Genomic DNA, 12,663 nt, shown 5'->3' with positions numbered 1-12,663 from the left:
TGTGTGATCGCCCGAATAGCGAATAGAAAGGCTTTGCGGGCTTTTAAATTTCTTAACTTAATAGACTTTATTGATGTCCAGGTACTTATAACTTACAGGTAATAGAAAAATGAAAAAAATCGTCAACTTTCTTGATAACGTCCGTGCGACAACATTTAGATGGAATTTCGTTATTTGTGTATTTATAGGTTTGATGATTACATTTCTCATTCCTTTCAAATCAAATAGCTATCCAACCCAAAATAGCTATCTAATTGAATTGGGTAGTGAACTAAGTGATTATCCTGATAACAAAGCCGAAGACATTCAGTTAGCCCAGTATCAGGTAAATCTAAGCAATTCTAGCTGTGCTAGACATTTTATGAACACGCTCGCAAATTTTATGGAACCGTCTTATGTTGATGCTGAATGGAGCAGTGGTGGTAGAACCTACTCTTTTTACTGGTCACCTAATAGCGATAGTCAGCCATCACAAGAGAAAATTGCCATAAATACTTCTTCAATTGATTCTGCATTAGATAGCTCAGCTAATCTCAAAGAAGATAGTCCTAAGCTTGTTGCACAAACTAATGAGGAAAGAAGGGCACAAGCGGCTTTGGAAAGAGCAGTTAGTAATGAAAGAGCACAATTAACTCGCTATCGTGTTCAGGGAAGAAGTCGTCAAACTCGAAGACGTTGCGATTGGCAGTACGGACAGATAAGTTATTGAAAGATTAAGCTGTTGTTGCATTACTCCAGAAAAGAACAGGCTCAATAGCTGTTTTAGGGAAGTCAAACGGACAAAAAGGCTGAAATGCTTTGTTGACTAGGGGCTTAGCTATCTAAGATATCGTTAGAGTAAAAGTAATAAAAGTCAGGCTTTCAGTTTTTTTCCGCGATAATTCCCTAAAATTACTATATTGTCAGAGAATTTAGCTATTTGAAGAGATATAAATGACTCCACCATTACCTCCTAATAATCGTCAAATTACAATTCAGCGTGATGTAATAAGCAGTACAATCATTTCAGGGGATAACAACACAGTCGTTGTTTACTATCAAAAACAACAAACTGAAGTTAATTTAGGCCCTAACCCATATCGGGGATTAGCTTCGTTTCAAGTTGAAGATGCCGATGTGTTTTTTGGACGGGAAGAACAAGTTAAGCGATTATGGAGTCGGTTGCAGGCTCTATACAACGGTAATGTTTCCACCCGATTACTACCTATTTTAGGGGCATCTGGTTCTGGTAAGTCATCATTGGCACGGGCAGGATTACTCCCAGAGCTAGCTCGTCTACCCTTGCCAGGACACAGATCAACCGATGTGATAATTATGAAGCCGAGTTCAAAGCCCTTGGAATTACTGGCAGTCGAGCTATCTCGAATTGCCACTGGAGATCCATTCGGTGATGGAGCAAAAATAGATGAGTTCAAGCAGGTTCTGGAGAAGAGAGCTAAACAGGGAACTAATGATGGACTCAGTTCATTAGTGATGAGATTGCCTCAGAAAAACTCTCCCCTAGTAATACTCATCGATCAATTTGAAGAAGTTTATTCCCTTTGTGAGGATGTTGAACAGAGAACTACGTTTATTAATACTCTTCTTGAAGCCGCAACAATCAAGGATGGACGAGTCTCTGTAGTCATTACTCTCCGAAGCGATTTTTTACGAGAAACCCAACAACATCCACAACTTAATCAGATCATTGGCTCGGATCAAAGTATTATCCTTCCCGTGATGACTTCAAAGGAACTGCGCCTCGCAATTGAGAAACCTGCTGAACAAGCTGGTCGTCCCTTAGAAAACGAAACTGTTAAGCGACTAATTGAACAAGCAGAAGGACGCGAAGGAGCATTACCGTTGCTTCAATCCGCTCTGACTCTCATTTGGGAAGAATTAAGTCAAAGCAATGGCAAGTCATCTTTAGACATTTTGAGAGACATTGGTGGAGTTGGAGGTGCTTTAGCAAAAGAGGCAGAAAATCTCTATAACAACAATTTATCTGCTCAAGAAAAAGAAATCACGAAACGAATATTTTTAGGATTAGTACAGCCGAAAGAAGGTACTCTCTACAGCCGAAGACGGGCGAAAGTCAGTAATTTAATTCCCCGTAAGAATGAACAAGAACAAGGGCGAAAGATACTTAGAATGTTTTCAAAAACTACTGCTCGACTCATTACCCTCTCGAGTGTAAAGAAGGTCCATAGTCAAGGTGAAGAGATTGAAGAAATTGCTGAAGTGACTCATGAGGCATTGTTTGAACATTGGGCTGAGTTAAAGAAATGGCTCAATGGACAGCAAGATGTCATCCGACAGAAGATCAGAATCGACAATGCTGCTGAAGAATGGAATAATAATGATCGAAAAAGAAGTTATCTGTTGCAGGAGAGAGACTTAACAGGCGCAGAACTCTTTCAAAAAAATCATGAAGAAACATTTCAACTATCTGATCTGGCGAAAGAATTAATTCAAAAAAGCCTAGAACACAGACGAAATAATCGTATAAAAAATGGCTTGCGTTTTCTTGTTGTGGTATTACCACTGTCCGGATTTGCCCTGTATCAATTACAGCAAGCCCAGCGTTATAGCGTCCGACAGTTAACCGCAACCGCAGAATCCTTTCTAACGAGCCAACCAGTAGAGGCAGAAATCAACGCCATTGCAGCATGGGATTTAAGCCGTTCAGCCTTTGCTCGAGTTTCCGATAATGATCGCTTGGCAGCCGACAACAGTTTGCTCAATGCCCAGCGAAATAATTGGGAACGGCAGCGATTTTTGCCTGATTCTACTGATTCTATGATTCTGTCCGTCGCCTTTAGTCGGGATGGCCAAACTATTGTTGGTGGCAGTAGAGACGGGAGTGTGTGGCTGTGGAATGTCCGAACTGGAAAAGCTAATAGGAAGCCGTTGACTGGACACAAAGACATGGTTACGTCCGTCGCTTTTAGTCCGGATGGACAAACGATTGTTAGTGGTAGTTATGACCATACTGTGCGTCTGTGGGATGCAAAAACTGGCTTACCCAAAGGAAAGCCCTTGACTGGACACGCGGATGTGGTTACGTCCGTCGCTTTTAGTCCGGATGGACAAACGATCGTTAGTGGTGGTTATGACCATACTGTGCGTCTGTGGGATGCAAAAACTGGCTTACCCAAAGGAAAGCCCTTGACTGGACACGCGGATGTGGTTACGTCCGTCGCTTTTAGTCCGGATGGACAAACGATCGTTAGTGGTGGTTATGACCATACTGTGCGTCTGTGGGATGCAAAAACTGGCTTACCCAAGGGAAAGCCCTTGACTGGACACGCGGATGTGGTTACGTCCGTCGCTTTTAGTCGGGATGGAGAAACGATTGTTAGTGGTAGTGAAGACACAACCGTGCGTCTGTGGGATGCAAAAACTGGCTTACCCAAGGGAAAGCCGTTGACTGGACACACGGATGCGGTTACGTCCGTGGCTTTTAGTCGGGATGGAGAAACGATTGTTAGTGGTAGTGAAGACACAACTGTGCGTCTGTGGAATGCTCAAACCGGAATCCCCCAGGGGAACCCATTGATTGGACATTGGAATCGGGTCAATTCCGTCGCCTTTAGTCCAGATGGAGAAACGATTGTCAGTGGTAGTCATGACAATACTGTGCGTCTTTGGGATGCCCAAACCAGATTGAAGAAGCCGTTGATTGGTCATAGAGATTTGGTTCAATCTGTCGCTTTTAGTCGGGATGGAAAAACGATTGTTAGTGGCAGTTGGGACAATACCGTGCGTCTGTGGGATGCAAAAACCGGAGTATCCAAAAGGAAAACCGTTGATTGGGCATACGACTCAGGTCAATTCCGTCGCTTTTAGTCCGGATGGAGAAACGATTGTCAGTGGTAGTCATGACCATACTGTGCGTCTGTGGGATGCAAAAACTGGCTTACCCAAGGGAAAGCCCTTGACTGGACACACGGATGTGGTTATGTCCGTCGCTTTTAGTCGGGATGGAAAAACGATTGTTAGTGGTAGTTTTGACAAGACCGTGCGTCTGTGGGATGTCAAAACTGGAAAAGCCAAGGGAAAGCCGTTGATTGGACACACGGCTCGAGTTATGTCCGTCGCTTTTAGTCCAGATGGACAAACGATTGTCAGTGCAAGTGAAGACAAGACTGTCAGGCTGTGGAATGCTAAAACTGGAAGACCTCAAGGGAATCCGTTGATTGGGCATACAAAGCGGGTCAATTCCGTTGCTTTTAGTCCAGATGGACAAACGATTGTCAGTGCAAGTGAAGACAAGACTATCCGGCTATGGAATGCTAAAACTCGAAGACCTCAAGGGAATTCGTTGATCCTACCTAATATGTTTCAGGTCAATTCTGTTGCCTTCAGTCCAGATGGCAAAATCATTGTTAGTGGAAGTAGTGACGGTAGTGTGCAGTTGTGGGATGCCCAAACTAGAGTACCCAAAGGGAAACCTTTAACTGAGCATACGCCTATTATATCTGTCGCCTTCAGTCCGGACGGAAAAAGGATTGTCAGTGGTAGTTATGACAAGACCGTGCGTCTGTGGGATGCTTCTGTTGAAAGTCTTGAAATAGCCTGTAAACATTTGCAGCATCATTCTATTCTGGCCACTCCCACCACTGACCTAGCCAAAAAAGTCCAAGCAATCTGTCACTGCACTGACTTTTCAAATTAAATTTTGCTTACAAAAAAAAGAGCATTGGTATAACGTAATTAATCCGATTCTTCAGATTTCAGTATGCTAAGATAAATAATCAAGATATCGTCATTTAAAAGCAATTTCCAAGCACAACAATTCTCAAGAGCCGCTTTCTAAACTTCTATTCATGCTGACGTTGCCTGCAACATCTCTACGAAAATTGGATAATTTTATAAAGAGGAGGTAACCAAAAAAGAATTTGCTATGAAATTTTTATTACATCTGTTGAAAAATTCCCTTCCCCCTTTCCCTTTCCCTTCCCCTTTCCCTTTCCTTTAAAAATTCCGTCTTATGGCACTTGTGTTTATTGTAGCGGTTGCTACTAAATTTCATTTAACTCTTGCCAAGACGATACATTTTACTGTAAGAACATAGAAAAGTAAATTTTTGTTAACTACGAGGTAATGATAAATGTATATAGTACAAATAGCTTCTGAATGCGCCCCTGTAATTAAAGCAGGGGGTTTAGGAGACGTAGTTTATGGGCTTTCCAGGGAGTTAGAAATCCGAGAAAACTGTGTGGAGATTATACTACCCATGTACGACTGCATGAGGTATGACCAAATCTGGGGGATGCACGAAGCTTACCGGGATTTGTGGGTACCTTGGTATGGCGGAGCGATTCATTGTTCTGTGTTCTGTGGTTGGGTGCATGGACGCTTATGCTTCTTTATTCAGCCGCACTCGGGGGATAATTTCTTTAATCGGGGTTGTTATTATGGCTGTCTAGACGATTATATGCGCTTTGCTTTCTTTAGTAAGGCAGCAATGGAATTTTTGCATAAAAGCAACAAGCGCCCTGATATTATCCACTGTCACGACTGGCAAACCGGTTTAATTCCCGTGATGCTCTATGAAATGTATAAATGGCATGGGATGTGGAATCAACGGGTTTGTTACACCATCCACAACTTTAAGCATCAAGGGGTAGCCGGGGCTGACGCGCTTTGGGGAACCGGTTTAAATAATGATGCTTACTACTACAATTATGATCGCCTGCTCGACAATTTTAACCCCACAGCCATCAACTTTATGAAGGCGGGGATTGTCTATTCCAACTATGTCAATACCGTTTCACCTCATCACGCTTGGGAAGCTCGCTATGAGAATGAAGGCTGTGGTTTAGGTCATACCCTCAATATGCATCATTATAAATTTGGCGGTATCCTCAACGGCATAGATTACAATATTTGGAACCCAGAAGTCGATCACTTAATTCCTTTCAACTACGGAATCGAAAACTTTAAAGATAAAATCCTTAATAAAAAAGCTTTACGTGAACGCTTATTACTACGAGAATCTGATAAACCTCTGATTGCTTATATTGGTCGCTTAGACCAACAGAAAGGCGTTCATTTAGTGCATCATGCCATTTACTACGCTCTCTCACGAGGGGCACAATTTGTTATGTTAGGTTCTGCAACCGAACCATCGATTAATAATTGGTTCTGGCATGAAAAAGGCTTTTTAAATAATAATCCTGATGTTCACTTAGAAATCGGATTTAACGAAGAATTAGCGCACCTGATTTATGCCGGTGCTGACATGATTATTGTTCCCAGTAATTATGAACCTTGCGGCTTAACTCAAATGATTGGCCTGAAATATGGAACTGTGCCCATTGTGCGGGGTGTTGGTGGGCTAGTCAATACGGTTTTTGACCGAGATCATGATAAGCTTCATCCCCCTGAAGAACGCAATGGCTATGTATTCTTCCAAACTGATAACCGCGCCCTTGAATCAGCCATGGACCGCGCCATTGGGTTATGGGAGCAATATCCAGATGAGTTCCGTAAATTAGCTCTCCAAGGAATGAATTATGACTATTCTTGGAATAATCCTGGACAGAAATATCAGGAAATTTACGAGTACATCCGTCATAGATAAAAAAAAGTTTAAAACCCTTTTATTTAGGACTTAACAGTGCGTAAGTCCTATTATTTTTAGAGGCGTTGCCGGCAATGTCTCTACAGGGTATGATTAGCGGCTGTTTTATTTTTCTTTTTGAGACATCTTTCCTTTAAACAAAGCGCCAAAACCCATAGCACATCCTGCACCTAGGAGGGTTAAAGGTTCAGGAACAGCCGCAGGACGAACCTCAAAAGCCAGAAATTGAGTAAACTGGGTAGGGCTAAAGTTATTATCACTAATTAGAATCAGTGATCGCGCTCCATTAGGCAGATTTGGGCCAAAGGTTAAGCCTTCAACATTATCAATGGGTATGCCCAAGCTAGTCAAATCAAACACTAAAGTTTTTTGAGCCGCGACAATCCCATTAACTCCATTAATACTGGAATACCCACTAATATTAGTTGCGCCTTCTAAAGACACTTCAAAAATTTTAATTGTATTGCCTGTATTGCCGGGGGTTCCTATGGCTCCTGCTGAGAAAGAACGCTCCAAAGCGAGGAAATGTTGGCCGCTATTGTCTAAAGCGAGTAAATCCACTAATCCATTAGTATTAAAAGCATCACTAGGATTAGGCGCTAAAGCCACCGGTTCGGTATTGTAAAGGTACTGAGCAACTGCTTGTCCTGTGGTTAAATCGTACTGTAGGATACGCGAAGGAGTCCCATTATGGATAGTTGCCGGGGGGCCATCTTGAACTAGCGCGTTTTCAGAAGCGGTAAATAGATATTTTTGATCAGGAGTAACGGTTAAGCTTTCTAAGGCTAAATTATTACGAACGCCGCTTGTGGTTGGGGGGGGAGATTTAGGTGCTGGGATAAATTGAGCAGGAATGGGTAAAGCTTGAATTTGTTGTCCAGTGGCTAAAGAGAATTGATTAACAAAAGGATCGATAATGCGAGTGGTAGAAACTTCCCCCTCAGAAGAGACATAAACCGTTGAACCAACTAAAGCAATCCCTTCTGGATCAAGGCTCAAAGGAGCAAAGGTTTGCCCATTAGGTTGTTTGAGAAAAGTTACGCCTGTAAAAGTCACGCCGTTATTTAGCCCACTAGCATTGAATTGATTGATATCTAAAGTGGCAGTATAAAAACGAGCGGGATTATTCTGACTGCGATCATCAGAAATCGCGTAAAAAGTATTAAGATTGGGATTGTAAGTAATGCCTGATAAGCCCCCTACTAGCGTGTTTCCATATTGGGTTGCCGTAGGTAAAGTCGACTGACCAATAAAGCTTAAAGATAGGGAAGAAGCTTGCGCCGGCAAAGACATTAGTAAGCCCAAAGAAAGGCTACTCAATAATCCTAAACTTAACCCTTGCCAGTTGAAAAATAGTTGCTTTAGACAGTACATCGTTAAGGATCTCCTGATGGGAATTTTATTTAACCTTCTCTTGACCATTCAAAAGGCTTAAGTTACTAAGTAAATTAGCAAAACTAGATTAAGATTTGATTAGCAAAAAAAAAAGAATTAAGTTGATAATTAATGCTATATTGATTAGATTATGGTGGTTAGAGTATTTTAGAATACCCTCAAACAATCTCTTTCTTTATAGCCTTTACCATATTAGTGAGGTACATTAAATTTTATTTCCTATTGCCATAGCGTATGAGCAACTAAAAACCAGTAATTTTTACCTCATCCCATTGAGAAAAGCTATGAGAGTGGTAAGAGCCGCTCTTGCACTCTTGCAAAAAGGTTATCAAGATGTTTAATTAATTTTACCTACTTAAGTACCTGGACAGTCTATAGAGCTTCTCTGTACCCGCGCTCCGGTAAAACTCTCCCAACCTTACCCATTGCCCTTTCCCCCTTCCCCAATCTCAGTGTTAACATTATTGGGAGTCCACCTACTTACTGATGCTGATACTCATCAAATTTTAATCTTTTTATCAGAAAAAATTTAGAAGAAAAGCCTAAAGTAATATTAATCAATCCTAAAATCAAGGGGATAATTATTAATTACTCAACCATGAAAAAACGGCATTTTTTAAAAATGAGTCTATTGGCAATAAGTACAGCCTGGTTATCTTCTACTTTACTTGGAACTAAAAAAGCGATGGCTAATTCAAGCCAAAAATTTGAAGTTACCAAAACCGAACAGGAATGGCGTAAAATTTTAACTCCTCAACAATTTTATGTCTTACGTCAACAGGGAACAGAAAGAGCTTATTCTAGCCCACTGGATAAGCAATACAACAAAGGCCTTTATGTCTGTGCCGGCTGCGCCTTACCGGTATTTTCTTCAGAAACTAAATTCAATAGCGGTACAGGTTGGCCGAGTTTTTATGCTCCCATTAGAGGCGCAGTGGCAACTTCTGTAGATAAATCATTTTTGATGACCAGAACTGAAGTACATTGTCGCCGTTGTGGTGGTCATTTAGGTCATGTCTTTAATGATGGTCCACCACCCACAGGGAAACGTTACTGTATGAATGGCGTAGCCTTAAATTTTAAGGCCACATAAACAGTGAATTATTTTACGCTTGTCGTCCACTTTCTCCCTTAATAATAGCCGCACCAATTAAATGAGCTAACCGCAAAGCCTCTGGGACATTTCCTCGATCAGTTATTCTCGCTAAAACTTGAGCAATAACTTCTGGCGTTTCTCCACAAACTTGAAAATAAAACGGGGGATATGGATGAATAACTCCTGCCTGCCGCATAATTTCTAAGCGTTTTTCGGCTTGTGGAAGTCGTTTAAGGGCGGCTTCAATTTTCTCAAAATTTGGCATCCGCCGCATAAGGGCCACACAGGGACGGTTTAATCTCTGGGATAATAAGGCTAAATTAATCACATTAAATCCCCCCAAACATATTCCATCTAATAGAATTAAATGTAATTGCGGCAGAAACTTACCTGCTAAAAGTAGTTGAGATAACTGATCAGTTGCATCCCAACCATCCGCTTGTATTTGCGTGCAAACCATCCCTTCAAACCTTGTCGCCGCACAAACCACTCCTACCACCGTAGGTAATACGGGAGCGCGTATCGTTCGTATTTTTAAATCGAAGAGGAAGCGCGACTCGGCTAATTTATTAGCCGTTAAATTAAACCGCATAATTATAACCATCTGCTTTATGAATTGCTTTTAAATATTTAGGGTGGACATCAAAAATTTCCGTTGAGTTTAACTTAAAACTTGGACGAGAACGAACCGAAATTCTCCCTATCCAACTGCCAGCAAACTTTCCTTTTGGCACTTCGGCTTTGACTAGATCTCCAGTTTTAAATCCCCACCAAACTTTTTGGTTGGTACGGTGACGAATAGGAAACCCGAATTTGTCCGTTCCGCACATTTGTCTATTTCCGTGTCCTGTTGCTTGAATTAACAAAGGTTGTTTTGTTAATAACTTTAAGCCTTCAATATTTCCGACGCATCCAGCATCAATAAAATGGCGTTTTTCTAGGTTTAATCTATATCTGTTATATTTAGTTCTACCTCCTGTTCCTGTTTCAACGGGTAATCCCATTTCTTTAAGTTTGTTAAATAATGCCCATCTAGGAGAATTTACGGCAGCAGCATCGTTTAATGGTTGTTTGGCTTGTTTTAAGATCTTATTAAGTAAGTTAGGCTTACTACTCAAAAAATTTTTTATGTCTTGATTACCTTTTAATTGATTGCATTTTTGACAAGCGATTGTCAGGTTATAAACTCTATCTGAACCTCCTTTTGAACGAGCGACAATATGCTCAATCTCCAACGGAACATCTTTAATATTACAGTAAACACATTGTCGTCCCCATTTTTCTAACAAGTATTCTCGAACCTCATAACCTGCTAATTCCCCCTGTTGGTACTGGACTCCTGAGATTTCTGGGTTTTGAATTGCTTGTGTGTCAAATCTAACAAGCTCGGTTGAAATTCCAGTAATAGGAGCAAACTTAATAATTTTGTTTACCCAAGTTAGAGTAGTTTCTACTCTGTGTTGGAGACTAGGAGCAAGCCAACCTATAGGTCGAGTACGATTAAGAAATCGCGCTTGCCGATAACGAGTTTTTCGATTTAATTATCCGCGACAGGGAGCAACAAACTGGAAAGCATTTGTTGGTGTCATAACCCTAAAAACGTAGTCAGTTAAGACTTAGGCGGGTCAGCTAACTGAAACTGGGGCACGGGCGCGCAGCGAGGCGTAGCCTAGCCCTGCTACGGAGAGTGCGGGGTGCTGACTTCTACAGGTAACGGAGAATGACGTTCAAACGGTGCATCATCAAACCCAAGAACCCTGATTGTCCGCTTTTGTTGCAGAAGTTGTTCTAGTTTCATTTTATGTGTTGAAGGGCTTCTAGAACCATCTGCTCAAACTCTCTTTCGGGTAAGGTAGGAGCATAGTTAATCGTCATTGAACAAGCCTGTACATTAATCGTCACTCTTTGCACACCCGTTAAAGATTTCATTCGGGTTTGTAGGAGTTCGGCATAAGCTGAATCTTTATGTAAACGAGGAATTCGCAGCCGCATTCGCCCTTCTGTTTGATGAATAATGGTGGGAGTATTTCCCATGTGTTGCAATTGCTTCAAGTTGCGCTCTATAGAGATGGCTCTTGGGCGGGGTTGCAAAGTCACCGAAAAGCCCTCTTGACCTTCTAAATAAATTAAAAGATCAACTAAGTAATCTTGTATTTGTTTGAGCCGCTCTCGTCCTTCTAATTCGTTAAGCGATTTGGCTTTCTGGATAGCTTGAAGAGTGATAGCAATATTTTGATACAAAGGTGTGTTTTGATTTTTTGCCTCGGTGATTTGTGTTTCAAATTCATAGAGTGGGATAGCTTCCAATTCAGGGTAAATATTATCTATACTGATAAAAGGTTTGACAAACATTTGCCCCAGCGATCTCTGTTCAGCAAAAGAAAAGCGGAAAGCCTCATCAGTAAAATTTGTGCGGTTGGCAAACGTTTCTGAAATCTTCCGGCCCAGGGCGATCGCTTTTTTATCTCTAGTGTAGGGTCCATAGCGATAGATGTACCATTGCCAGCCAAAGAATTTAAAGATAACATAAAGCAATTCTAAGGCTTCGAAGTAACTCGCTTCTTGTTGGTCCAGATATTTTTGCTCGTTAATCTTTAACTCTTGCCCATTGACAATATCATACAGTCGGCGTTGTAATTCCTCGGCGGCTAAAAGAAAGGGATTGACGTATAAAGCCGAGATCTGATCTCGTTTTTGTTCTCTTTGCTTTTCCTGCTCCTCTGACCAAGTCCACACTGTCCATACGGCTGTGGCTGCTGCTGACAAGATTGATAAGATGATTCCGATTGATGCTGTTTCCATTGCAATTATTTGCTAAATCTTGTTTATTCTGAATGGGTTGCAAGAAGAATGAAATTGATTAGTTAGTCTTGAGAATTTATCTTACATGATTAAATTCTAACTTTTGGTAAACAAGTCTTCAATCTTCTGGGAGATGTAAAAGGTTGTTTTGCTATGGGAACTTAAAAAATAAACCTATTCGCTTTTTTTAGATTAACAGGAAAAAAAACTATGCCAGACGAAGTATTAGATAAAAGCCTTCCTGAAATTGATCCCACAGAGGTTGAAGATTCTAGAGCAGTTATCCCAGAGGAGCATCACGGCTTTCTTGATAAAGTAATGCGTCAAGGAGGATTTGCTGATCCCTATGATGCCAGAGATATTAGTGAACTTGTCTTTCGTATTATGCGAGATGTGATGACCACCGAAGCGGCTGATCGAGTTGAAGGGGAATTACATGAAGAGGCTTTCGAAACTGATGAAAAAGCCTTACAAATGGAAGTTGCTGATCTTTGGAAAGATAGCAACCCGCTTGTGAGATTTCTCAGTCGCATACGTCCACCTTTACGGCAAGGTCCCGGTCACTGGAAAATTAATTCTGATAATTTCCTTTTCCGAGTGGCTAATGAAGGCGGATTATCTCCCTCACAAAATCGGGAACAGGTAGTTAAAGCCGTATTTTCCGCCACTAAAGACGAACTGTCTGAGGAGCGAATTCAAGAAATTGCTGGTTGGCTTCCTGAAGGTGCAGTGCGCGAACTTTGGGAACAAGCTTAAAGTCAATTTAGACTATTTTTGTTCAGGTTATCGACTGAAGTTTTTG

Annotated in this window: 10 protein-coding genes; 6 read left to right on the top strand and 4 right to left on the bottom strand. The window is 41.3% G+C overall.

The genetic code is table 11. The features are described 5' to 3' along the window. The first annotated feature begins 109 nt into the window (after positions 1-109). The 4 genes from CYAN7822_RS12550 (at position 110) to glgA (ending at position 6,568) form a co-directional block, all read left to right on the top strand. A complete protein-coding gene (locus tag CYAN7822_RS12550; protein ID WP_013322649.1) occupies positions 110-709 on the top strand; it encodes a hypothetical protein in 600 nt (199 codons plus the stop codon). A 224-nt stretch (positions 710-933) separates the two neighbouring features. Further along, on the top strand, positions 934-3,828 hold the full coding sequence (locus tag CYAN7822_RS37685; protein ID WP_013322648.1) for an NACHT and WD repeat domain-containing protein: 2,895 nt from the start codon (positions 934-936) through the stop codon (positions 3,826-3,828). After that, positions 3,788-4,657 (top strand): WD40 repeat domain-containing protein, encoded by an 870-nt coding sequence (locus tag CYAN7822_RS34570; RefSeq protein WP_013322647.1) that lies wholly within the window; start codon positions 3,788-3,790, stop codon positions 4,655-4,657. The genes CYAN7822_RS37685 and CYAN7822_RS34570 overlap by 41 nt, the downstream gene beginning before the upstream one ends. A 435-nt stretch (positions 4,658-5,092) precedes the next feature. Continuing rightward, positions 5,093-6,568, top strand: a complete 1,476-nt coding sequence (glgA, locus tag CYAN7822_RS12540; protein WP_013322646.1) for a glycogen synthase GlgA — start codon at positions 5,093-5,095, stop codon at positions 6,566-6,568. A gap of 105 nt (positions 6,569-6,673) precedes the next feature. Here glgA and CYAN7822_RS12535 read toward each other — a convergent pair whose 3' ends face one another. Further along, positions 6,674-7,942, bottom strand: a complete 1,269-nt coding sequence (locus tag CYAN7822_RS12535) for a PEP-CTERM sorting domain-containing protein (RefSeq protein ID WP_013322645.1) — start codon at positions 7,940-7,942, stop codon at positions 6,674-6,676. Between the two features lie 619 nt (positions 7,943-8,561). On the opposite strand from CYAN7822_RS12535, the gene msrB reads away from it, so the two are divergent. Then, positions 8,562-9,056 carry a peptide-methionine (R)-S-oxide reductase MsrB gene (gene msrB / locus CYAN7822_RS12530; protein WP_013322644.1) on the top strand — a complete coding sequence of 165 codons (495 nt, stop codon included), beginning with the start codon at positions 8,562-8,564 and terminating at the stop codon, positions 9,054-9,056. A 13-nt stretch (positions 9,057-9,069) separates the two neighbouring features. Here the strand turns inward: msrB and CYAN7822_RS12525 are convergent, their stop codons facing one another. The 3 genes from CYAN7822_RS12525 to CYAN7822_RS12515 all read right to left on the bottom strand — a co-directional run bounded on the left by CYAN7822_RS12525 (position 9,070) and on the right by CYAN7822_RS12515 (position 11,861). Next, the gene (locus CYAN7822_RS12525) at positions 9,070-9,651 is read right to left on the bottom strand and encodes an endonuclease dU (RefSeq protein WP_013322643.1); all 582 of its coding nucleotides are present in this window, start codon (positions 9,649-9,651) and stop codon (positions 9,070-9,072) included. Further along, positions 9,641-10,546, bottom strand: coding sequence for an RNA-guided endonuclease IscB (iscB, locus tag CYAN7822_RS12520; RefSeq protein WP_245602760.1), 906 nt, complete (start codon positions 10,544-10,546; stop codon positions 9,641-9,643). The genes CYAN7822_RS12525 and iscB overlap by 11 nt, the downstream gene beginning before the upstream one ends. 307 nt (positions 10,547-10,853) lie before the next feature. Further along, on the bottom strand, positions 10,854-11,861 hold the full coding sequence (locus CYAN7822_RS12515; RefSeq protein WP_013322641.1) for an HMA2 domain-containing protein: 1,008 nt from the start codon (positions 11,859-11,861) through the stop codon (positions 10,854-10,856). 210 nt (positions 11,862-12,071) lie between these two features. Here CYAN7822_RS12515 and CYAN7822_RS12510 point away from each other — a divergent pair, with 210 nt between their 5' ends. Next, positions 12,072-12,617, top strand: coding sequence for a DUF2267 domain-containing protein (locus tag CYAN7822_RS12510; RefSeq protein ID WP_013322640.1), 546 nt, complete (start codon positions 12,072-12,074; stop codon positions 12,615-12,617). Positions 12,618-12,663: the final 46 nt, after the last annotated feature.

The organism is Gloeothece verrucosa PCC 7822 (genome assembly GCF_000147335.1).
GTDB classification, from domain to species: Bacteria; Cyanobacteriota; Cyanobacteriia; order Cyanobacteriales; family Microcystaceae; genus Gloeothece; species Gloeothece verrucosa.
The sequence above is the reverse complement of the archived record's forward strand: the minus strand, read 5'-3'. Positions and strand labels throughout refer to the sequence as shown.